Raw genomic sequence first — 21679 nt, 5'->3', positions numbered from 1 at the left:
GGGATAGGAAAACTTACGTTGGGGAATGCGGCAGGCTTAATATGCTTGTTTTCGGTTATACTGTCGCCCGACACGTTCACAAACCAAGAATCCTACCATGTTGAAAAAATTGTTGAAATGGCTGGCCGTATTTTTGACGGCATTTGCCGCCGTGGTTGCCGCATTGTTGTTTGTTCCGAAAAACAACGGCAAACCATACCGTATTACCGTTGCTAAGAATCAAGGTATCTCTTCCGTCAGTCGCAAGCTGGCTCAAGACGGCATCGTTTATAACCGTTATGTGCTGGTAGCCGCCGCATATGTGATGGGTGTGCACAACCAACTCAATGCCGGCTCTTACCGCCTGTCTGCCAAAGTATCGGCTTGGGACATTTTAAAACGCATTAAAAAAGGCCGCCCTGATTCGGTCAGCGTGCAAATTTTGGAAGGCGCGCGTTTTGCCCAGATGCGCCGTATTATCGACAATACTGCCGACATTGCCCACGATACGCGCGGCTGGAGCGATGAAAAACTGATGGCCGAAGTGGCACCCGACGCCTTGAGCAGCAATCCCGAAGGACAGTTTTTCCCGGATAGTTACGAAATTGATGCCGGCGGCAGCGATCTTCAAATTTATAAAATCGCCTACCGCAAAATGCGGGAAAACCTGCAAGAAGCATGGGACGACCGTCAAAGCGGCCTGCCTTATAAAAATCCGTACGAAATGCTGATTATGGCGAGTCTGATTGAAAAAGAAACCGCGCACGAAGACGACCGCGCCCATGTGGCCGCCGTATTCGTCAACCGCCTGAATATCGGCATGCGCCTGCAAACCGACCCGACTGTCATCTATGGCATGGGCGATGCGTATAAAGGCAGAATCCGCAAAGCCGACCTGCAACGCGATACGCCTTACAATACTTATACGCGCAGCGGTTTGACGCCGACGCCGATTGCGCTTCCCGGCAAGGCCGCGCTTGAGGCGGCGGGTCATCCGTCTAATGAAAAATATCTGTATTTCGTCTCAAAAATGGATGGTACGGGCCTGAGCGAGTTCAGCCACAATCTTTCTGAACACAACGCCGCCGTACGCAAATATATTTTGAAGAAATAAACCGAATAGGCCGTCTGAAACATTTATAATCCCAGTTTCAGACGGCCTTTAGATTAACGATATCCATATGAAACCCAGATTTATTACCCTTGACGGCATAGACGGCGCAGGCAAATCCACCAACCTCGCCGTAATGAAAGCATGGTTTGAGAAACACAAACTGCCCGTATTGTTTACGCGCGAACCGGGAGGCACGCCTGCCGGAGAAGCATTGCGCGAAATCCTGCTCAACCCTGCCACCCAAGTCAGCCTGCGCACCGAAACCCTGTTGATGTTTGCCGCCAGACAGCAACACTTGGAAACCGTCATTCTGCCTGCCCTGAAAAACGGCACGCATGTCGTTTCCGACCGCTTTACCGATGCAACGTTTGCCTATCAAGGCGGCGGGCGCGGCGTTCCCTTGCAGGATATTGCCACGCTCGAGCATTGGGTGCAGGGTGATTTCCGTCCCGATTTGACCTTGCTGTTGGATGTGCCTTTGGAAGTATCGATGGCGCGCATCAACCAAACGCGCGAGAAAGACCGCTTCGAGCAAGAGGCAGCCGAGTTTTTTAATCGGGTGCGGGAAGTGTATTTGCAACGTGCTGCCAAACAGCCGGAACGATACGCCGTCATCGACAGCGGCCAAAGTTTGGACGCAGTCAAAACCCAGATTGAAACCGCACTGGACAGCCATTTCGGATTGAATGTTTAAGTTTAAATAAAATGCCGTCTGAAAGAAGACTGATGTATCGAAGAAATATTATTACAGAAGTTTTCAGACATAAAACCAAATAAAATGAAACATCAAAACAAATGTAATAAATATCGGTATGCGCCACCAAAAGAACATGATAAAATTACGGCCTCTTACAAAGCCGGACTGTTAACAAACCGACTTTAGAAGTTTAAATGTCTGGAGCAGCCCGTTTCAGACTTGTTCGCTGTAAAATCTCTCTCTCGCAAACAGGATCGACAAATGGAAAATTCATTAAAAGAAGCCGCCCTGCAGTTCCACGAATTCCCCGTGCCGGGCAAAATCTCCGTTACCCCAACCAAATCTCTGGCTACTTCTAAAGACTTGGCGTTGGCGTACTCTCCGGGCGTAGCCGCTCCTTGTATGGAAATCCATGCCGATCCGCAAAATGCCTACAAATACACCGCCAAAGGCAATTTGGTTGCCGTGATTTCCAACGGTACCGCAGTGTTGGGTTTGGGCAACATCGGTGCATTGGCCGGCAAACCTGTTATGGAAGGCAAAGGCGTATTGTTCAAAAAATTCGCCGGCGTTGACGTGTTTGACATCGAAATCGATGAAAAAGACCCGCAAAAACTGGTGGACATCATCGCTTCTTTGGAACCGACTTTCGGCGGTATCAACCTTGAAGACATTAAAGCGCCCGAGTGCTTCTACATCGAACGCGAATTGCGCAAACGCTGCAAAATCCCCGTATTCCACGACGACCAACACGGTACCGCCATCATCACCGCCGCCGCTGTGTTGAACGCTTTGCGTTATACCGGCCGTAAAATCGAAGAAGCGACTTTGGTGTGTTCCGGCGCAGGTGCGGCCGCGATTGCCTGCTTGAACCAATTGCTGGATTTGGGTTTGAAACGCGAAAACGTGACCGTTTGCGACTCCAAAGGCGTGATTTACAAAACCCGCGAAGACAAAGACCGTATGGACGAGTCCAAACAGTTCTACGCCATTGAAGACAACGGCCAACGCGTATTGGCCGATGCCGTTAAAGGTAAAGACATCTTCTTGGGTCTGTCCGGCGCAAACCTGCTGACGCCTGAAATGCTGAACACCATGAATGAAAAACCAATCGTGTTCGCCATGGCAAACCCGAATCCGGAAATCCTGCCTCCATTGGCAAAAGAAACCCGTCCGGATGTGGTCATCGGTACCGGCCGTTCAGACTTCCCGAACCAAGTGAACAACGTATTGTGCTTCCCATTCATCTTCCGTGGCGCATTGGATGTCGGCGCGACCACCATCAACGAAGAAATGAAACGCGCCTGCGTGTATGCTTTGGCTGATTTGGCGATGGAAGAGGTAACTGAAGAAGTGGTTGCCGCTTACGGTAAGAAATTTGAATTCGGTGCGGAATACCTGATTCCTACCCCATTCGATTCCCGCCTGTTGCCTCGCGTTGCTACGGCTACTGCTAAAGCAGCGATGGAAAGCGGCGTGGCTACCCGTCCAATCGCCGATTTGGATGCGTATGCTGCTAAACTGGCCGGTTTGAAATTGTAATCCGATAAGTAGTATTTGATTGAAAATGCCGTCTGAAAGTTGTATTTCAGACGGCATTTTTGTTTATTGGGTATTTTATAAAGAGCTTAATGAAACGGTTGGAATGATGAACATGGTAAGCTGCCGATTCAAAATGGGCATGGAAATATGAATTGCTTTCTAAGATAGGTTGCTTATTTTTGAGCTGCTTTGATTTTGCAGAATTGGTATGGGTTTTAAATACAACATTTTTGCCAGTCTTTAAAAAAACATCAGGCCGTCTGAAATTGGGTTTTCATACGGCCTGAGTGAATGAAACAGTTTATTTTTGCCAATAGGTTTTGACGTTGACGAATTCGTACAGTCCGAATTCGGATAGCTCCCGTCCGTAGCCTGAAGCTTTGACGCCGCCAAAGGGGAGGCGCAAGTCGCTGCTGGTGTGGCGGTTGATAAAGACAGAGCCTGCTTGGATTTTTTCGGCGTATTTCCATGCATTTGCCGTGTCGGCTGTGTAGATACAGGCGCCGAGGCCGAAAGGTGTGTCATTGGCAAGCGCGACGGCGTGCTCCGGATTGTCGGCGCGTAAGATCATGGCAACCGGGCCGAAGACTTCTTCATGCCAAACGCGGCAGTTTGGATTGACTTGATCCAAGACGGTAGCCGGGTAAAACCAGCTTTTTCCATCAGGAATATAGCCGCCGCTCAAGCATTGCGCGCCGTGTGCAACCGCATCTTGAACCTGTTCGTGCACGTTTTGGCGCAGGTCTTGGCGGTGAAGCGGGGCAAGGGTGGTGTTTGGGTCTTTAGGATTGCCGGTTTGCAGTTTGGCGCACTCGGCAAGGAAGAGCGGGATAAATTGTTCGGCAATATTTTGGGTAACAATGATGCGTTTGGCGGCGTTGCAGGATTGTCCGGCATCGCGGAAGCGTGAATAGCAGGCGTCGATGGCTGCGCGTTGGAGATCGGCATCGGGCAGGATGATAAACGGATTGCTGCCGCCCAGTTCAAGGACGGTTTTTTTCAGATGTTTGCCTGCATGTGCGGCCAGCAGGCGGCCGGTATGGGTCGAACCGGTGAATGCCATGGCATCGGTATCTTCGATGGCTTTAAGCGTGTCTTCATGACTTAACCATGCGCCGATAAGCGGCAAACCTTTGGGGACGAGGCTGAAGAGGGTTTCGCTGACGCGGGCAACACTGGGCGCAGGTTTGACCGCGCAGGCATTGCCGGCGCACAGGGCAGGGATGGCAAATCGTAAAATCTGCCAAACAGGATAGTTCCACGGCATGACTGCCAAAACAACGCCCAAAGGCTCGAAGCGGACTTGGCTGAGGCTGGCTTGGGTGGCGATGGTTTTATGGGAGAGCAGTTCGGGCGCGAGGCGGACGTAGTAGCGGATAAGCTCGATGGATTTGCTGATTTCGGCGCGGCATTCATGCAGGCAGCGGCCAACTTCTTCGCAAACCATTTCGGCGAGGCGTTCTTGGTTTTGGGTGAGGCTGTCGGCAAATTGCTGTAAGAGGGCGGTGCGCTCGATAATGCTTGATTGTGCGAAGGTTTGCTGAAGGGTTTGGAGGCGGTTTAATTCGTCGGTAAATTCGGTGTAGCTTTGTGCCGGTCGTCGGTAAATAGTTTCTCCGGTAAAGACATGGGTGCTGTGAAACATGGTTGGGCTCCTTTGTTTTTATGTTTTTATGAGGCCGTCTGAAAATGTTTCAGACGGCCTTTTATTGTGATAATTGTACTTCAAGCGACCAGTTGGGGAAAAATAGATTTTAATCCGGCAACAATAATCTCTACGGAAATGGCGGCAAGCATCATGCCCATAATGCGGTTGAGGATGGTCAGGCCGGTCGTGCCCAAGCGTTTGCTGATGCGTCCGGCAACGATCAGGATGAGATAGCAAATCAGGCTGACCAGAAAGCCGGAGATGATAATCAGGGCAATATCGCTGTAATTTTTGGCGGCAGAGGAGTAAATGATGACGGTAGAAATACCGCCGGGGCCGATGGTAATCGGAATGGCAATGGGGACGACGGCAATGGCTTTTTCATTGCGGCGGACTTGTTGCACACTTTGATGTTCTTCTGAATGGGGATCAATTTTTGGTTTGGCAGGATTATCGTTGCCGTTCATTAAGGAGATGGCAATCAGTAAAACCAAAATGCCGCCGCCGACTTGGAAAGAGCCCACGCTGATGCCGAGTACTTTCAATAAGATACCGCCGCTCAGTGCAAAGACGACAATCACGATGAAAACGGCCAGTGCGGCAGTACGCGCAATTCTGCGTTTTTCTTTGGTGCTGTGGTCTTGCGTCAGGTCAAGATAAATCGAGAGTGCGCTGAAGGGGTTGATCAGTACAAGAAGTGCAACGAGAAGTTTGCCGATTTCTACACCTAATTCCATATTATTCCTTGCTTTCAGTCAGATCGTCGTTGTCCATATTGCGACGGCGGAGGTTTTTATGTTCGTTGGCGATACCCATCAACAGGGCCAGCACCACCATGATGGAAAGCGTAGCCGTACCGCCGTAGCTGACCAGGGGAAGGGGGACGCCGACAACGGGCAAAATACCGCTGACCATGCCCATGTTTACAAAGGCGTAGCAGAAGAAGGTCATGGTCAATGCGCCTGCCAAAGTACGGCTGTAAAGGGATTGCGCTTGTGCGGCAATCCACAATCCGCGTGCCAAAATGATAAGGTAAACCAGCAGCAAAAGGATATTGCCGATCAGGCCGAACTCTTCGCCGAATACTGCGAAAATAAAGTCAGTCGTTGATTCGGGAATATAGTCCAAATGGGTTTGCGTGCCGTTGAGCCAGCCCTTACCCCATACGCCGCCCGAGCCAATGGCAATCATGGATTGGATGATGTGGTAGCCCGCGCCTAACGGGTCTTTGGTTGGGTTGAGCAAGGTAAGGACGCGGGTTTTCTGGTAGTCATGCATGCCGTAGTTCCACAAGAGCGGCAGGGCGGCCACAAAGGCAATAATAGCGGCAAAAATGGCTTTCCAGGGCAATCCGGCAAAAAAGATGACAAAAATGCCCGAAGCCATAATCAGCGCGGCTGTACCGAGGTCGGGCTGTTTCAAAATCAGGGCAACAGGAACAAGAATCAGCACGAGGGCGACAATATAATGTATCCATTTCAGACGGCCTTCATAGCGTTGGAAATACCACGCGACAGTCATGGGAATACCGATTTTCATGATTTCGGAAGGTTGGATACGGGTAAAACCTAGGCTCAGCCAACGGGTCGAACCGTTGACGGTAACGCCGGCAACTTCGACGCCAATCAGCAGTAATACGCCGACGATATAAACAGGCAGGGCAACTTTGGCGGCCGTTTGCGGCTTGAATACGGCGATAATCCATAACAGGGCAAAGCCCAAAACGGTATGGATGGTTTTGTTTTCCAATTGGCCGAACTCTTGCCCGTCTGCAGAATAGAGCAAAAACAGGCTCATGATGTAGATGGCGAGCATGGCAAAAAACAGCCACGGGTCAATCGGGGCTGCGATGGTGGATTTGAACGTTTTCCACGCTGATGTGTTATTCATGATGAACCTCCGGCTGTGGGGCAGGGCTTGTCGGGGTCAGTCCGTAGGCGGATTGGAAAATGCTGGTGATAGGCTGATGTTTATCAGTTTTTTCAGTTTTGGCCGAATCTGTTTCGAGGCCGTCTGAAAACTGTTGCGGCTTGACGTGAAGCATATAAAAATCAGTCATTTCACGGGCCAATGGCGCGGCATACGCACCCCAGCCGCCGTTTTCCAAAATAACGGCAATGGCGATTTCAGGTTTTTCCAATGGCGCAAACGAGATAAACCATGCGTGGTCGCGGTGTTGTTCGCGTAGGGCTGCGGCATTGTAGCGGCCACCCTGTTTGATTTGTACGACCTGGGCCGTACCGGTTTTTCCGCCCATTGTGTAAGCAAGTCCGCCGCCGATACGGTGTGCCGTACCGCCCGGTTTTAATACCTTCTCCATGGCGCGTTTGACGTATTCGAAGTTGTCGGCTTTAAACGGAATTTGACGTTCGGGATTAGGATTGATGCGGGTAATTTTACGCGCACCGAAATCCAATATTTCTTTGACCAAATGCGGCTGATGGACAACACCGTTGTTGGCCAGAGATGCTGTCGCATGTGCCATTTGCAAAGGCGTGTAGGCATTGTAGCCTTGGCCGATACTGACGGAAACCATCTCGCCGGCGCGCCATTCTTTGGCAGTCGGGTCGGAAGATTTGGCAAAGCGTTTGGCTTTCCATTCGCGGCTGGGCAAAACGCCTGTGTATTCGCTAGGCAGGTCAATACCGGTTTTTTGGCCGAAACCGAATTGCGCCAGATACGGAGAGGCTTTATCGATACCCATTTCGTAACCCAAACGGTAGAAGAAGGTATCTGAGGATACTTGAATGGCTTTGCTCAAGTTGGCCGAGCCGTGACCGCTGCGGACGGAGTCGCGGAAGATATGGCGGCTGCCGGGTATGCTCCATGCGCCGGGAGCGGGGACGATGGTGTTTTGAGTGATTTTGCCGCTTTCCAACAAGGCCATGCCCATAAAGGGTTTGAATGTAGAACCTGGAGGATAAAGGCCTTGGGTAACGCGGTTGATCAAAGGCTTTTTCCAATCGTCATTCAGCATTTTCCAAGTGTCGCTGTCGATGCCATCAATAAAGAGGTTGGGATCGAAGGAAGGTTTGGAAACAAATGCCAAAACAGTACCGTCTTGCGGATTGATAGCCACCAATGCGCCACGGCGGTCGCCCAAGATTCGGTCGGCTTCCTGCTGCATACGGATATCCATCCCTAGGCGTAAGGTTTGCCCCATTTTGGACGGGACATTTTTCAATACACGGACGATGTTGCCATAAGCGTCTTTTTCGACTTCTTGATAGCCTGGAATGCCATGAAGCTGGTGTTCGTAATATTTTTCCAAGCCGGATTTGCCGATATGCGTACTGCCGCGATAGAGGGCGGTCAGGCCTTCTTCTTCCAGCATTTCTTTGTCTTTATCGCTTATACGGCCGATATAGCCTAAGAAATGGGAGGTCAGCTTACCGTAAGGATATTCGCGGAATGTGCGTGAGTTGACCTCTACGCCTTTGAATTCGCGCAGATGCACGGACAAACGCGCAGCCTCTTCATCGGTCAGTCTGAGTTTGAGTGGGATATTTTCAAATTTTCTATAGCTTTCGCGGTATTTTTTGAAGCGTTTTAAATCTGTCGGCGTAATATCGACGTATTTTCTCAATGCTTCAATGACATCTTCCATCTTGCCTTCGATGCGGCTGGGAATAACTTCAAGCGAAAAGACAGGATAGTTTTTGGCCAAAGGAACGCCGTTGATATCGACGATTTCGCCGCGTACGGGCGGCGTTGGAATCAGGGTGATGCGGTTGCTCGATGCCTGACCGGAAAACTCATTGTGTTGGGTTACTTGTAAGTAAAAGAACCGCGTCAGCAAGATGGAAAAGAAGATGACAATCAGGATAAAAGCAACGAGCAGGCGCAATAGGGCGTCGGCTTGTGCTGCCTGAGCGGAAGGTTTTTTGGTATGTTGACCACCGGAAAGACGGCGTGGAAGAATCGGTTTCATCTTTTCAGTGCGCGCGGTAAATACGGGTCACAATCAGCATCAGCTGGCTGAGTATCGGCCAAAGCAATGCGCCGACAAATGGGGCAACAAAGCCTTGCAAAGTGATGACCTGATGATTGAGGAACAGACGGGCAGCAGTTAAAACGGCCTGATTGAGCAACAACGCAGCCAAGACAGCGGCCAATTGCATAATGTGGCCGTACAGCATGATTTGGCGGCGTCGGTTTAAGATGAAATAAGTCATCACGACGTAAGACAGGGCGTGCAAACCCAAAGTCGCGGCGGTTGCGGCATCGACAATCAGACCGATGGCAAAAGCTAGTCCCATGCCTGCGCGTTGCGGTTGATGCAATGTCCAATACAGCAACATCAGTGCCGTCATTTCAGGCAGCCAGAAGAATCCGTCAAAGGAAAACGGCATAAAGTCCAGTATCATCATCACGATGAGACTGGCCGCCATGATGTGCAGCGGTACTGCACGGTAAGAATCGTCAAAATCGTTCATGAAATCAGCGTGGGGAAGAAGGGGCGGAAGAAAGTACCAAGACAAAACGGCTGCTGCGTAAAGCGGCCAAAGGCGTCAGTTGCGTATCGTAATAAGGCGTTCCCGATGCGCGGACAACCTTGCTGACGGTTGCAACGGGAATCCCCGCGGGATAAGTACCGTCCAAACCGGAAGTCAGCAGGACATCGCCGGGTTTCAAGTCTGAGCCGGTTGGGAAATAGCGTAAATCCAAACTGCTGCCATTACCGTATGCCAAATTGCGTTCACCGGTGCGGCTGACGGCGACGGGGACAATGCTTTGTCCGCTTGAGATCAGCTCAATTTCCGCGCTTTGTGTATGGACTTGTGTCAACAGGCCGATCAAACCGCTTTGATCGATGACCGCATCGCCAACTTTCAAGCCGTCTTGACTGCCTTTGCCGATAATCAGTCTTTCGGAAAGCGGATCTTTGCCATTGGAAATGACTTCCGCGCCGATAACATTGTGGATGCCTTTTTGTTGCAAACCGTACAGTTTTTTCAATTCGCGCAATTCATCGGTATTGACTTTATCCCGCTGCAAATCGATTTTCAGACGGCCATTTTCTTCCAAAAGCTGGCGGTTTTGTTCCAAAAGCTCGGATTTGGACTGGGAGAGGTCGGCAAAATATTGATAAAGTTGAACAGGTTGATTGGCCAGCCATTGAGCAGGATAGAGCATGGGCATTACTGCCGCGCGCACAGGCTGCATCAATGAAAAGCGATAATCTGCCACCATCAGGCCGGCCGCCAGGGCGATATAAACGACAAAACGAGGCAACAGCTTAGGGCCTTTTGCCTCGTCAAAGCGCAAAGAAGAGCGTTCCATAGCCATCTACCTTATGGGTTTTCCGTAAACACGGTATCCCATTTGCCGATATAGTCCAAAGCCTTACCGGCACCATAGGCGACGCAGTTCAGAGGCTGGTCGGCGATGCCGACGGGCAGGCCGGTTGCATCGGCCAAGACGGTATCGATACCGTGCAGAAGCGCACCGCCGCCGGTCAGCATAATGCCGCGGTCGGCGATGTCGCCGGCCAGTTCGGGCGGAGCTTGTTCCAAAGCCAGACGGACGGCGCGAATGATTTGATTTACCGTTTCACTCAATGCTTCACGGATTTCATTCGACGTAACCGCCAAGGATTTAGGCGTACCTTCGGCCAGGTCGCGGCCTTTAATGCGCATGGCTGTTTCGGTTTCAAAACCAGAGGCCGAGCCGATTTGTTTCTTCAATTCCTCTGCCGTCGCTTCGCCGATCAAGACGCCGCGATGGCGGCGCAGGTAATGGATGATGCTTTTGTCGAACTCGTCGCCGGCTGCGCGGACAGAAGCAGAATAGGCCATACCGCCCAGTGAAAGGATACCGATTTCAGTCGTACCGCCGCCAATATCGACAATCATCGAACCTGCCGCATCTTCAATCGGCAAACCTGCGCCCAAAGCGGCGGCCATCGGTTCTTCAATCAAATGCACGCTTGCCGCGCCGGCGGCAAATGCAGAATCCAAAATCGCTTTACGTTCCACTTGGGTAGAGCCGCCCGGAACACAGATAACCACACGGGGCGGAACCAAAGACCGTCCTTCGGTGGCTTTTTTAATCAACATACCCAGCATACGCTCGGTAATCACAAAATCGGCAATCACGCCGTCTTTCATCGGACGGACGATTTCAATATTGCGCGGCGCACGGCCCTGCATTTTTTTAGCTTCCGTACCCACGGCCATGATTTTACTTTTATTGCCTGCGCCGGATTGAATCGCAACCATGGACGGCTCATCCAAAACAATCCCTTTGCCGCGTACAAAAATCAGCGTGTTGGCCGTGCCCAAGTCGATGGCAATATCATTAGAGAGGAAACGAGATAAAAGACGAAACATAGGATACCTGAAATTCCGGCCCAGCCCGGATGTGTTTAGCGTTATTTAAAATAAGAAAAACAGGTACACGGTTTAAGACGGATAAATGCACCCTGAAAAGGCCGTCTGAATCAAAACACCATGCCAACCTGTTTGGTTTTCGGTTATAATTCTTCGCTTCATAGAAGACGAAATGCAATGATACCCCAACCCAAGGTGCATTGCTATCAGACAAGGATTTTTTATGGCTTTAAGCTTAAATGATGTGGAAAAAATCGCAAAACTCTCGCGCCTCACTTTAACGGACGAAGAAAAAAACAAAACGCTTGCCGAGTTGAACGACATTTTCGCCATGGTTGAAAACATGCAAAGCGTCAATACCGACGGCATCGAACCCATGGCGCATCCGCACGAAGCCGCTTTGCGCCTGCGCGAAGATAAAGTAACTGAAACCGATCATGCTGCGGAATATCAAGCTGTTGCCCCCGAAGTGCGCAACCGCCTGTATATCGTTCCTCAAGTAATTGAAGAATAAGGTTTCAGACGGCCTTTGCTTATCGGCAAGCCCCTATTGCAAGGCCGTCTGAAAGGATACTTTGTTCAGACGGCCCGATTTATTGATTTAAACGGATGTTTTCAATATCTGTTTTGAAAGCGAAAACTGTTTTATAGAAAGTACGGCACAATGACCGCTTACACGCTCAAACAAGCCAGCAGCCTGCTGCAATCCAAACAAATTTCCGCAGTCGAATTGGCGACCGAATATTTGGCCGCTATTGCTGCGAAAAACCCCGCCATCAACGGCTACGTTACCATCGATCAAGATAAGACCCTTGCTGAAGCCAAAGCAGCCGATGCGCGTATCGCGGCCGGTAATGCGACCGCTTTGACCGGTGTGCCGGTTGCTTACAAAGATATTTTCTGCCAAACAGGTTGGCGCAGTGCATGCAGTTCCAAAATGTTGGATAACTTTGTGTCTCCTTATACTGCCACTGTGGTGCAAAACCTGTTGGATGCCGGCATGGTTACTCTCGGCCGTACCAATATGGACGAATTTGCCATGGGCTCAACCAATGAGACTTCGTTCTACGGTGCAACCAAAAACCCATGGAATCTTGAACATGTTCCCGGCGGTTCGTCGGGCGGTTCGGCTGCCGTGATTGCGGCGCGTTTGGCACCGGCTGCATTGGGTTCGGATACCGGCGGTTCCATCCGTCAGCCTGCATCGCATTGCGGTATTACCGGTATTAAGCCGACATACGGTACGGTTTCACGCTTCGGTATGGTTGCCTATGCTTCCAGCTTCGACCAAGCCGGCCCTATGGCGCAAACGGCCGAAGACTGTGCGATTTTGTTGAACGCCATGGCCAGCTTTGACGAGCGTGATTCCACCAGTTTGGAACGCGACAAAGAAGATTACACCCGTGATTTGGACAAGCCGCTCAAAGGGTTGAAAATCGGTTTGCCTAAAGAATATTTCGGCGAAGGCGCGGATGCCGATGTTCAGACGGCCTTGCAAAACGTGATTGATTTGCTTAAAGCCCAAGGCGCTGAGACTGTTGAAGTTTCGTTGCCGCAAACTTCATTGTCGATTCCCGCTTATTATGTTCTCGCTTCCGCTGAAGCAAGTACCAACTTGTCCCGTTTTGACGGCGTACGTTATGGCCATCGTGCAGCACAATTCGGCGATTTGGAAGAAATGTACAGCAACACCCGTGCCAAAGGTTTCGGCAGCGAGGTCAAACGCCGTATCATGATCGGTACTTATGTATTGAGCCATGGTTACTACGATGCTTATTATCTGAAAGCGCAAAAATTGCGCCGTCTGGTTGCCAATGATTTTCAGACGGCCTTTGGTCAATGTGATTTCATTTTGGCACCGACCGCACCGACTGCCGCGCCGAAACTTGGCAGCGACATCCACGACCCTGTGCAAATGTACTTGTCCGATATTTACACCATCGCCGTGAACCTTGCCGGTTTGCCTGCGCTGACCCTGCCTGCCGGTTTCAGCGCAAACGGTCTGCCGATTGGTGTGCAATTTATCGGTAACTATTTCTCTGAAGCCAAAATTCTGGGCGCCGCACATCAAGTTCAACTGAACAGCGATTGGCATACTAAAGCACCGGAATAATGTTTTAGGGCCTTGATGATTCAAGGCCGTCTGAAAATAAACCATATAAAAGCGCCTGAATGTATTGAGGTGCTGCATATTGTAGATATTTAAAAACATGACAGCCACCGACTTCATCCAAATCATTGGGACAGCCGCATTTGCTATTTCCGGCTATTTGGTCGGCTACAACAAGCGATTGGATGTACTCGGTGTCGTCATTACCGCGTTACTGACGGCTGTCGGCGGCGGCATGATACGCGACGGCTTGGTCGGCCGGATTCCGCAGGTGTTTTTGCAAACCGATGCGCTGATTGTTGTGTTTGCCACACTGGCCATTGCATGGTTGGTAAGGGTGCAACGCTATCGCAGCACCTACTTGGCCGCTGCCTTTATTATTGCCGATGCCGTCGGTCTGGCTGCGTTCAGTATTACCGGCGCACAAATCGGTATGGCTTTGCAGCTTAATCTGTTCGGCGTTATTTCTTTGGCTTTTGTGACTGCCGTTGGCGGCGGTATTGCACGCGATATTTTGGTCAATGACGTGCCGATGATTTTGCGTACCGACCTTTACGGCAGCGTGGCCATTTTGATTGGCGGGCTGATTTATCTGTTCGGGCGTTTGGGCTGGATTAATATTTTTACGTTAAACCTGCTCTTTGCCGGCGGATTGTTGTTTCGCCTGACTGCATACCGTTTCCATTGGCAACTGCCCGGTTTCCAACGCCGCAGGAAATAAACTTATCTTGCAGACGTCCTGTTATGTTTTTTATTCAGGCCGCCTGAAAAACGAATCATTCATTTAACCGATTAACTTTTTTTCGACAGAAAGACCCTTATGACTTGGGAAACCGTAATCGGACTGGAAATCCACGTCCAACTCAACACCCAATCCAAAATCTTCAGCGGCGCATCCACTGCATTCGGTGCCGAACCTAATGCCCATGCCAGCGTGGTTGAGTGTGCGTTGCCGGGCGTATTGCCGGTAATGAACCGCGAAGTCGTCGAAAAAGCCATCAAACTCGGTTTGGCTTTGGATGCGAAAATCAATCAGAAAAACGTGTTCGACCGTAAAAACTATTTTTATCCTGATTTGCCAAAAGGCTATCAAATCAGCCAGTTGGATTTGCCGATTGTTGAGCATGGCAAATTGGAAATCGTAGTGGGCGACGAGGTTAAAACCATCAATGTTACCCGTGCGCACATGGAAGAAGATGCGGGTAAATCCGTACATGAAGGTTTGAACGGTGCAACCGGTATCGACTTGAACCGTGCCGGTACGCCTTTGTTAGAAGTTGTCTCCGAGCCTGAAATGCGCTCTGCTGCCGAAGCCGTGGCATATGCTAAAGCGTTGCACGGTTTGGTAACTTGGCTGGATATTTGCGACGGCAATATGGCGGAAGGCTCGTTCCGCGTCGATGCCAACGTTTCTGTACGTCCAAAAGGCCAGGCCGAATTCGGTACGCGCCGTGAAATCAAAAACCTCAATTCTTTCCGCTTCTTGGAACAAGCCATCAATTATGAAGTGGAAGCACAAATCGAAATTTTGGAAGACGGCGGTAAAGTACAGCAGGCAACCATGCTGTTTGACCCTGAAAAAGGCGAAACCCGTGTGATGCGTTTGAAAGAAGATGCGCACGATTACCGCTATTTCCCGGATCCGGATTTGCTGCCGGTCATTATTTCAGACGGCCAATTGCAAAAGGCCAAAGAGCAAATGCCTGAGTTGCCGCATGAAATGGCGGCGCGTTTTGTTGCCGATTACGGCGTGTCCGACTATGATGCGCGCCTGTTGACTGCGAGCCGTGCTCAAGCTGCCTATTTTGAAGAAGCTGCCAAAGCCTGCGGCCAAGGTAAATTAACGGCGAACTGGATGAACAGCGAGCTTGCCGCCACCTTGAACAAAGAAGGTTTGGAATTGGCTGAAAGCCCGATTACGGCTTCACGTCTTGCCGAGTTGGTTGCCAAAGTTGCGGATGGAACATTGAGCAGCAAACTGGCGAAAAAAGCTTTTGAAGCGATGTGGGCTGAGCCTGAAGCAGGTATTGCCGAAATCATCGAAAAACATGGTTTGCAACAGATTACTGACACTGGCGCAATTGAAGCGATGGTGGATGAAGTGTTGGCAAACAATGCGAAAGCCATTGAGCAATTCCGTTCCGGTAATGAAAAAGCCTTAAATGCGATTGTCGGACAGGTGATGAAAGCAAGTAAAGGCAAGGCCAATCCGGCTCAGGTTCAAGAGTTGATTAAAGCCAAATTGGCTTGATAGATAGGACAGGCCGTCTGAAAACAGGTTTTATTTTCAGACGGCCTTTGTTTTTGATAATAAATTTATTCTAAATACCATGACACATACCATTACCTTACCAGATCAAACTACATTTACGGCGAATGAGGACGAAACTGTTCTTGCTGCCGCAACCCGTCAGAATTTAAATTTGCCTCATTCTTGCAAAAGCGGTGCCTGCGGGCAGTGTAAGGCCGAGTTGATTAGTGGCGAATTTGAAATGGGCAAGCATATTGATAAAGCCATCAGTGAAGAAGAAAAAGCGCAGGGCAAAGTGTTATTGTGCTGTACCACTGCGAAGAGCGACCTCAAAATCAATGTGCCGGGTTTTAATCAAAATGCTTTGCCGGTACGCACATTGCCGGCACGTATTGAAAACATTGAAATCAAACACGATGTTGCTTTGCTCAAACTGGCTTTGCCTAAAGCGCCGCCATTTGCATTTTATGCCGGGCAATATATTGATTTGCTGCTTCCCGGTAATATCAGCCGCAGCTATTCAATCGCCAATTCTCCTGATCAAGAAGGCATTTTGGAACTGCATATCCGCAAACGTGAAAACGGCGTATGCTCAGAAATGATTTTTGGTGCAGAGCCTAAAATCAAAGAAAAAGGCATTGTCCGTGTCAAAGGGCCATTGGGTGCATTCACTTTGCAACAAGACAGCAATAAACCGATGATTTTGTTGGCAACGGGTACAGGTTATGCCCCTATTCGCAGTATTTTGCTTGATTTGATTCGTCAGAATAGCGAGCGTCAGGTTCATTTTTACTGGGGGGCACGTCAACAGGCGGATCTGTACGCATTAGAAGAAGTCGAAGCATTAATAGGCCGTCTGAAAAATGCGAAATTTTCGCCGGTTCTTTCTAAGCCTGATTCTGAGTGGAAAGGGGAGAATGGCTATGTGCAAGATGTTGCTGCGCAAAATTATCCTGATTTGGGCCAATATGAAGTTTATGCTTGCGGATCACCAGAGATGACCGAAAGTGCACATGGTTTACTGACTCAAAAATGTGCTTTACCGGAAGATGCCTTTTTCTATGATGCTTTTTCACCGGCATAGGAATATATTTTACGGAATTCATATGTTTGAATATGGATTTAAGAGTAGAGTCTGACAGCAATCTGTTTGAGAAAGAGCGTGTTTTTAAACACTCTTTTTTTATACAGTAATTTTCAAAAAATATTTTTATTTTAAAGAGAAGGCTATTCTGTTTGTCATCAAACATTAACTTGATTATCTATCATCAAGAAAAAGGCCGTCTGAATCTTTCAGACGGCCTTTGTTTTAAAGCTAATATTAGCTACCAATCAGTTTCAAACGTTGACCGGGAGATACGGTACGGGTATTGCGGTTCCAACGGCGGATATCGTTAATATCAACATTGAAACGGCTGGCGATGGTGTTCAGGGTATCGCCTTTGCGTACAGTGTAGGAAACGTTTTGGACCGGGTTGCTGCGGACTTTTGCCGGAGCAGCTGTAACACGGAGGATTTGGCCTTTTTTGATATTGTTGCCTTTGATATTGTTGGCAATAATCAAATCGGCTACGCTCAGGTTATAGCGTTTGGAGATGTTAAACAACGTATCACCATCTGCCACACGGTGGGTACCCGCTGCAAGTGCTGCTGTTTGTGTGTTTTGTTGACCGTTTACACGGGCAAGACGTGCATTGATACGGCGTTGTTGTTTAGCCATATTGGCTGCGATGCGTGCCGTGCGTGCGCTTTCGGCAGTAACAACAGTTTGAACTTGTTTATTTTCAGGAGTCGCTTCAGCAACAGTCGCTGCAGATTCCTCTACAGGTCGGCTTTGTACCAAAGCCATCAGGTCGTCATGCTCTTCTTGCGCCGGCTCAGCGGCAACAGATTCAACTGCTGGAGTAGTGGCTGCATCGTTTGCGGCAACAGTTGGTACGGTCAAGTCTGCAGGGATGGCTGATTTGGGCGCTTCTGCAACATTTTTAGCAACGGTCTCGGTAGTCGCATGGGTCATGGCTGTAACTGGGGCAGCCACTTCCGCATTTGCAACTTGAGGTTGGGCTTTGGTTTCTGTTACCACTACGGAAGTAACGTTTTCAGCTTTGCTGCGTGCAATAAAGTCAACCGGTTTGCTGGATTGTGGAACAACAGGTGCAACAATATCGGTAACCTTGGTTTGGGCAACTTTAACCGGTTCTACTGCGTTAGAAGCAATAATCGGAGACATGGCCGGCATATTGGATTGGTAAGTATCCGGCGTATTGTCTTTATCGATGAAGTTAATGATGTCCTGGCTTTGGCTTGCTGAATTTTTAGCCACCAAAATGCTACGGCCTTCAGAAACGGCGCTACCGCTCAGGCCATTGAGGCGTTTGAGTTCGGCTACGCTCATACCGGTATCGTTGGCAATGGCATTCAGTTTTTTGTTGCCCAAAGAAGTATAAATATCCCAAGACATCAGAGTATCCGGGTTAGCATTGCGGTAGTTCTTTTCAAATGTGGAAACCGCAGCAACCGGCAACAACAGACGACGGTTGTTTTTAGGGATGAATACAGGCGCATTGAAACCCGGGTTGAGTGCCAACAATTCGCTTTCGCTGATGTTTGCAAAGCGGGCGATTGTGCTGTTATCAATAGGTTTGTCGATGCTGATAGATTTGAAATACGGCTGGTTGCTGATTTCGCTGATATTCATGCCGAAGGTCTGCGGATTGGCAACGATATTGCGGACGGCCAAAAGTTTGGGAACGTAATTGCGTGTTTCGTTCGGCATACGCAGGTTTTCGTATGTCGGCTCCAAACCTTGCGCGCGGGCGCGGTTGACAGCGCGACCGACATTACCTTCGCCCCAGTTGTAAGCGGCAAGCGCCAAAGACCAGTCACCGAACATACCGTGCAGGTATTGCAGGTAGTTCAATGCGGCATCGGTAGCGGCGTAAATATCGTGGCGGCCGTCATACAAAGGTGTTTTTTCCAAGCCGAAGTGGCGGCCGGTAGCCGGCATAAATTGCCACAGGCCGGATGCGCCGACGTGTGATTTGGCTTTGGTTACGAATGCGCTTTCAATGAAAGGCAGCAAAGCGATTTCGGCGGGCATATTGCGTTTTTTAACTTCATTGGCAATATGGTACATATAAGGTTTGCTGCGGGAGATGGTGCGGTCGAAATATGCGCTGTTTGCAGCAAATTTGTTTTCATGGCGGCGAACCAGTTCTGTGTTGACTTCGTTGATACGGAAGTCTTTACGCAACGATGCCCATAAGCTGCCGGAGCCAAAGGTTTGTGCTTTGGCTTGGTCGAGCAGGGCGGAGTTGAGGCGCATCATGGCCATGCCGACTTGGTTGGGTGTAGCGTTTTGTGCGTAGGCTGTGGCGGAAACCGCCGACAGGCTTGAAACGGTCAGAGCGATGGTTTTTAGTTTTGCCATAGTAAATAAAGTTATCAAATATATAATAAAATTTCGTCTTTTTGATAGTATCGTTTCAGCATTTAAACGTCAAGTCGGGCAGGGAATTTGCTTGTGTGATGTGGCCGTGGTGTTAAAATTCTGTCACACAAGTCGGGATGCATAGGGGAGCCTTGAATGGAAGTTTTTTTTATGCAAACGCCAATGGGGCAATATCTTGCTCAAAAAGAGGCGGATTTTTTCAGACGGCATTTGCAGTATTTGAATAGGCAGGTGGCGGTTCAATTGGGCGGTGTATGGACTAGGCCGTCTGAAAACATGATTGTAGTGCCCCGCGATGTGCGGATGGATGCTGAAATGTTGGCATTTGAAACGCATTCTGTGGATGTGTTATTGATGCCTCATCTTTTGGAAGTTTCATCTGCGGATTTGGTGTTGCAAGAGGCATTTAGGATATTAAAACCTGAGGGCAGGTTGATTTTGACGGGGTTCAACCCTAAATCTTTGTGGGGATTGAGCTCTTGGTTTGATGGGGAAAAGCTGCCTTTGAAATCTCACTGCTTGGCTCTGGCTAAGTTGAAACGAAAAATTGCGGATGTTGGTTTTGAAATGGAATATGGGCAGTTTATGGATTATCTGCCTGCTGTGAATTCGCTTTCTGCTTTGAAGTTTTGGCGGTTTATGGAAAAGGCGGGAGATAGGTGGTGGCCGCAGTGTGCGGCGGTTTATGGGATGGTGTTAACGAAACATTTGATTGGTGTCCATCCTTTGCCTGAATTGGAACCTGCATTCGATGGCAATACGGTTGCTTTAAGTACGGCACGTTTGGCCGAATAGTTTTCAGACGGCCTGTATATTAATGATGAATTTGGAGAATAACGATGCCTGAATTACCTGAAGTGGAAACGACTTTACGCGGGATAGAGCCGCATATTGATGGCAAAAAGATAGCAAAAGTCACTATCCGCCAGTTTAAATTGAGATGGCCTGTTCATCCAGATTTGGCGCAAATTTTGGCCGGCCGCAAAGTTTTGGCATGCAACCGGCGTGCGAAGTATTTGATTATTACTTTTGAAACGGGTATTTTACTTATTCATTTGGGCATGTCCGGCAGTTTGCGGATTTTTACTGCCGATGATGAACGTATTGCTACGCCGGATAAACACGATCATTTGGATTTCGTATTTGATGATGGTACCGTATTGCGTTATCACGACCCGCGTAAATTTGGTGCGGTATTGTGGTATGAGGGTATTGCCGAACATCATCCGCTGTTGGAAAAACTGGGGCCGGAGCCGCTCTCGGAGGCGTTTGATGCAAATTACCTGTATCAGAAATTGAAAACGCAGAAGCGTGCAGTCAAATTGGCGCTGATGGATAATGCGGTGGTGGTTGGCGTTGGCAATATTTATGCGAATGAAAGTCTGTTTAAGGCAGGTATTTCGCCATTGCGTCCGGCGAATAAGCTGACCAAGAAAGAATGTGCATTATTGGTGGAAACCATTAAAGCGATTCTGCTGAGGGCGATTGAAACGGGCGGCAGTACGCTGCGGGACTTTGTCAATAGCGATGGCAAAAGCGGCTATTTCCAGCAGGAATATACGGTCTATGGTCGCCACAATGAGCCTTGTGTCCAATGTGGCGGGTTGATTTTTAAAGAAACTTTGGGGCAGCGTGGAACATTTTATTGTCCAAATTGCCAGAAATAGTTTCAGACGGCCTTAATGCTAGAGGCCGTCTGAAAATAATAAATACCATACAGAAGAAATTTTATGTCTAAACAAAAAGCTCCTTTTTTTAAACGACTGGGCAGGCTTTGCCGTTTGGCGGCTTGGTTATTCAGAACCGGCCGGGATTTGCGTGCCATTGATGGCAACAATGCAGAGGAACGCAATCACGCTGTGGTTGTTTTGGGAAAAGGCGCATTGGATGCTTTGGATATCGAATTGGAAATCGGCGTACCGCCTCAAGGAAATGTGAGCGGTACTTTGGTGGTGGCCAATCATGTATCTTGGTTGGATATTTTTGCCATGAGCGCCGTTTATCCGAGCAGTTTTATTGCCAAACAGGAAATCAGCGGTTGGCCGGTTTTGGGAAAAATGGGTAAAAATGCCGGCACGGTGTTTATCAACCGCAATTCCCGCCGAGATATTGAGCCGATTAATCAGGCGATTTGCGCGGCATTGAAAGCAGGACAGAATGTCAGCTTTTTCCCTGAGGCGCGCACTTCTTCCGGCTTGGGTATTTTGCCGTTTAAAGCAGCCCTGTTTCAATCGGCAATTGATGCGAAAGCGCCGATTCAGGCAGTAACTTTGCGCTATTATGATGATGACGGACAACGGACGGACTTGCCGTCTTATGCAGAGGTAAACCTGTTTCAGTCTTTGTGGCGTATTGTTTCTATGAAGAAAATCCGTATCCGTTTGGATTTCTCGCCTCAGTACAAACCGACAGATATGCCGGATAAAGACCGCTATGCTTTGAAAGATATTGCGGAAAAATCCATCGGCGAGATTGTGGCTTCGGATTCCCCCGTTCAACCTTTACCTAAAAAATAATTTCGGTCAGGTACTTGTTTTCTTTCAGATAGCCTTTAT

The 21679-nt window shown here is 49.2% G+C and carries 19 protein-coding genes; 11 read left to right on the top strand and 8 right to left on the bottom strand.

The window, feature by feature from the left end:
- The first annotated feature begins 97 nt into the window (after positions 1-97).
- The 3 genes from mltG (at position 98) to HMPREF2711_RS02315 (ending at position 3332) form a co-directional block, all read left to right on the top strand.
- Entirely contained in the window at positions 98-1093 is a 996-nt protein-coding gene (gene mltG, locus HMPREF2711_RS02325) for an endolytic transglycosylase MltG (RefSeq protein WP_003747285.1), read from the top strand.
- Between the two features lie 67 nt (positions 1094-1160).
- Positions 1161-1787, top strand: coding sequence for a dTMP kinase (gene tmk, locus HMPREF2711_RS02320; RefSeq protein WP_003747283.1), 627 nt, complete (start codon positions 1161-1163; stop codon positions 1785-1787).
- Positions 1788-2051: 264 nt separating this feature from the next.
- Positions 2052-3332, top strand: a complete 1281-nt coding sequence (locus tag HMPREF2711_RS02315) for a malic enzyme-like NAD(P)-binding protein (protein ID WP_003747281.1) — start codon at positions 2052-2054, stop codon at positions 3330-3332.
- A gap of 301 nt (positions 3333-3633) precedes the next feature.
- Here HMPREF2711_RS02315 and HMPREF2711_RS02310 read toward each other — a convergent pair whose 3' ends face one another.
- The 7 genes from HMPREF2711_RS02310 to HMPREF2711_RS02280 form a co-directional block, all read right to left on the bottom strand.
- Positions 3634-4977 (bottom strand): aldehyde dehydrogenase family protein, encoded by a 1344-nt coding sequence (locus HMPREF2711_RS02310; RefSeq protein ID WP_003747279.1) that lies wholly within the window; start codon positions 4975-4977, stop codon positions 3634-3636.
- A gap of 80 nt (positions 4978-5057) precedes the next feature.
- Positions 5058-5717, bottom strand: coding sequence for a MarC family protein (locus HMPREF2711_RS02305; RefSeq protein ID WP_003747277.1), 660 nt, complete (start codon positions 5715-5717; stop codon positions 5058-5060).
- 1 nt (position 5718) lies between these two features.
- Positions 5719-6870 (bottom strand): rod shape-determining protein RodA, encoded by a 1152-nt coding sequence (gene rodA / locus HMPREF2711_RS02300; RefSeq protein WP_003747275.1) that lies wholly within the window; start codon positions 6868-6870, stop codon positions 5719-5721.
- Positions 6863-8911, bottom strand: coding sequence for a penicillin-binding protein 2 (mrdA, locus tag HMPREF2711_RS02295; protein WP_003747273.1), 2049 nt, complete (start codon positions 8909-8911; stop codon positions 6863-6865). The genes rodA and mrdA overlap by 8 nt, the downstream gene beginning before the upstream one ends.
- A gap of 4 nt (positions 8912-8915) precedes the next feature.
- A complete protein-coding gene (gene mreD, locus HMPREF2711_RS02290) occupies positions 8916-9416 on the bottom strand; it encodes a rod shape-determining protein MreD (protein ID WP_003747271.1) in 501 nt (166 codons plus the stop codon).
- A gap of 4 nt (positions 9417-9420) precedes the next feature.
- Complete coding sequence (gene mreC, locus HMPREF2711_RS02285) at positions 9421-10263, bottom strand: rod shape-determining protein MreC (protein WP_003747270.1); 843 nt, start codon at positions 10261-10263, stop codon at positions 9421-9423.
- Between the two features lie 11 nt (positions 10264-10274).
- Positions 10275-11312 carry a rod shape-determining protein gene (locus HMPREF2711_RS02280; protein WP_003747269.1) on the bottom strand — a complete coding sequence of 346 codons (1038 nt, stop codon included), beginning with the start codon at positions 11310-11312 and terminating at the stop codon, positions 10275-10277.
- A 223-nt stretch (positions 11313-11535) separates the two neighbouring features.
- On the opposite strand from HMPREF2711_RS02280, the gene gatC reads away from it, so the two are divergent.
- The 5 genes from gatC (at position 11536) to HMPREF2711_RS02255 (ending at position 16757) form a co-directional block, all read left to right on the top strand.
- The gene (gene gatC, locus HMPREF2711_RS02275; protein WP_003685110.1) at positions 11536-11826 is read left to right on the top strand and encodes an Asp-tRNA(Asn)/Glu-tRNA(Gln) amidotransferase subunit GatC; all 291 of its coding nucleotides are present in this window, start codon (positions 11536-11538) and stop codon (positions 11824-11826) included.
- 150 nt (positions 11827-11976) lie between these two features.
- Positions 11977-13425, top strand: a complete 1449-nt coding sequence (gene gatA / locus HMPREF2711_RS02270) for an Asp-tRNA(Asn)/Glu-tRNA(Gln) amidotransferase subunit GatA (RefSeq protein ID WP_003747267.1) — start codon at positions 11977-11979, stop codon at positions 13423-13425.
- 97 nt (positions 13426-13522) lie between these two features.
- Positions 13523-14143: a trimeric intracellular cation channel family protein gene (locus HMPREF2711_RS02265; protein ID WP_003747265.1), complete on the top strand. Its 621-nt coding sequence runs from the start codon at positions 13523-13525 to the stop codon at positions 14141-14143.
- Positions 14144-14242: 99 nt separating this feature from the next.
- Positions 14243-15673 carry an Asp-tRNA(Asn)/Glu-tRNA(Gln) amidotransferase subunit GatB gene (gene gatB / locus HMPREF2711_RS02260; protein WP_003747264.1) on the top strand — a complete coding sequence of 477 codons (1431 nt, stop codon included), beginning with the start codon at positions 14243-14245 and terminating at the stop codon, positions 15671-15673.
- Between the two features lie 79 nt (positions 15674-15752).
- On the top strand, positions 15753-16757 hold the full coding sequence (locus HMPREF2711_RS02255; RefSeq protein WP_003747262.1) for a 2Fe-2S iron-sulfur cluster-binding protein: 1005 nt from the start codon (positions 15753-15755) through the stop codon (positions 16755-16757).
- A 237-nt stretch (positions 16758-16994) separates the two neighbouring features.
- On the opposite strand, the gene HMPREF2711_RS02250 is transcribed toward HMPREF2711_RS02255, so the two are convergent.
- Positions 16995-19103 carry a LysM peptidoglycan-binding domain-containing protein gene (locus HMPREF2711_RS02250; protein ID WP_003747260.1) on the bottom strand — a complete coding sequence of 703 codons (2109 nt, stop codon included), beginning with the start codon at positions 19101-19103 and terminating at the stop codon, positions 16995-16997.
- Positions 19104-19259: 156 nt separating this feature from the next.
- On the opposite strand from HMPREF2711_RS02250, the gene HMPREF2711_RS02245 reads away from it, so the two are divergent.
- The 3 genes from HMPREF2711_RS02245 to HMPREF2711_RS02235 all read left to right on the top strand — a co-directional run bounded on the left by HMPREF2711_RS02245 (position 19260) and on the right by HMPREF2711_RS02235 (position 21640).
- Positions 19260-19919, top strand: coding sequence for a class I SAM-dependent methyltransferase (locus HMPREF2711_RS02245; protein ID WP_003747258.1), 660 nt, complete (start codon positions 19260-19262; stop codon positions 19917-19919).
- A gap of 44 nt (positions 19920-19963) precedes the next feature.
- On the top strand, positions 19964-20791 hold the full coding sequence (mutM, locus tag HMPREF2711_RS02240; RefSeq protein ID WP_003747256.1) for a DNA-formamidopyrimidine glycosylase: 828 nt from the start codon (positions 19964-19966) through the stop codon (positions 20789-20791).
- A 63-nt stretch (positions 20792-20854) separates the two neighbouring features.
- The gene (locus HMPREF2711_RS02235; RefSeq protein WP_003747252.1) at positions 20855-21640 is read left to right on the top strand and encodes a 1-acylglycerol-3-phosphate O-acyltransferase; all 786 of its coding nucleotides are present in this window, start codon (positions 20855-20857) and stop codon (positions 21638-21640) included.
- The last annotated feature ends 39 nt before the right edge of the window (positions 21641-21679 follow it).

It is taken from the genome of Neisseria sp. HMSC070A01 (assembly GCF_001810165.1).
In the GTDB taxonomy this organism is placed as follows: Bacteria; Pseudomonadota; Gammaproteobacteria; order Burkholderiales; family Neisseriaceae; genus Neisseria.
This window is presented reverse-complemented; position numbering and strand designations above follow the sequence as displayed.

Excerpts from the sequence above, each read along its gene's own strand:
- gatC (WP_003685110.1), top strand. The coding sequence starts at position 11,536 with ATGGCTTTAAGCTTAAATGATGTGGAAAAAATCGCAAAACTCTCGCGC.
- gatB (WP_003747264.1), top strand. The coding sequence starts at position 14,243 with ATGACTTGGGAAACCGTAATCGGACTGGAAATCCACGTCCAACTCAAC.
- mrdA (WP_003747273.1), bottom strand. The coding sequence starts at position 8,911 with ATGAAACCGATTCTTCCACGCCGTCTTTCCGGTGGTCAACATACCAAA.
- HMPREF2711_RS02250 (WP_003747260.1), bottom strand. The coding sequence starts at position 19,103 with ATGGCAAAACTAAAAACCATCGCTCTGACCGTTTCAAGCCTGTCGGCG.
- HMPREF2711_RS02255 (WP_003747262.1), top strand. The coding sequence starts at position 15,753 with ATGACACATACCATTACCTTACCAGATCAAACTACATTTACGGCGAAT.
- HMPREF2711_RS02235 (WP_003747252.1), top strand. The coding sequence starts at position 20,855 with ATGTCTAAACAAAAAGCTCCTTTTTTTAAACGACTGGGCAGGCTTTGC.
- HMPREF2711_RS02280 (WP_003747269.1), bottom strand. The coding sequence starts at position 11,312 with ATGTTTCGTCTTTTATCTCGTTTCCTCTCTAATGATATTGCCATCGAC.
- rodA (WP_003747275.1), bottom strand. The coding sequence starts at position 6,870 with ATGAATAACACATCAGCGTGGAAAACGTTCAAATCCACCATCGCAGCC.
- gatA (WP_003747267.1), top strand. The coding sequence starts at position 11,977 with ATGACCGCTTACACGCTCAAACAAGCCAGCAGCCTGCTGCAATCCAAA.
- HMPREF2711_RS02315 (WP_003747281.1), top strand. The coding sequence starts at position 2,052 with ATGGAAAATTCATTAAAAGAAGCCGCCCTGCAGTTCCACGAATTCCCC.
- HMPREF2711_RS02265 (WP_003747265.1), top strand. The coding sequence starts at position 13,523 with ATGACAGCCACCGACTTCATCCAAATCATTGGGACAGCCGCATTTGCT.
- HMPREF2711_RS02310 (WP_003747279.1), bottom strand. The coding sequence starts at position 4,977 with ATGTTTCACAGCACCCATGTCTTTACCGGAGAAACTATTTACCGACGA.
- mreC (WP_003747270.1), bottom strand. The coding sequence starts at position 10,263 with ATGGAACGCTCTTCTTTGCGCTTTGACGAGGCAAAAGGCCCTAAGCTG.
- HMPREF2711_RS02305 (WP_003747277.1), bottom strand. The coding sequence starts at position 5,717 with ATGGAATTAGGTGTAGAAATCGGCAAACTTCTCGTTGCACTTCTTGTA.
- mreD (WP_003747271.1), bottom strand. The coding sequence starts at position 9,416 with ATGAACGATTTTGACGATTCTTACCGTGCAGTACCGCTGCACATCATG.
- tmk (WP_003747283.1), top strand. The coding sequence starts at position 1,161 with ATGAAACCCAGATTTATTACCCTTGACGGCATAGACGGCGCAGGCAAA.
- mutM (WP_003747256.1), top strand. The coding sequence starts at position 19,964 with ATGCCTGAATTACCTGAAGTGGAAACGACTTTACGCGGGATAGAGCCG.
- mltG (WP_003747285.1), top strand. The coding sequence starts at position 98 with ATGTTGAAAAAATTGTTGAAATGGCTGGCCGTATTTTTGACGGCATTT.
- HMPREF2711_RS02245 (WP_003747258.1), top strand. The coding sequence starts at position 19,260 with ATGGAAGTTTTTTTTATGCAAACGCCAATGGGGCAATATCTTGCTCAA.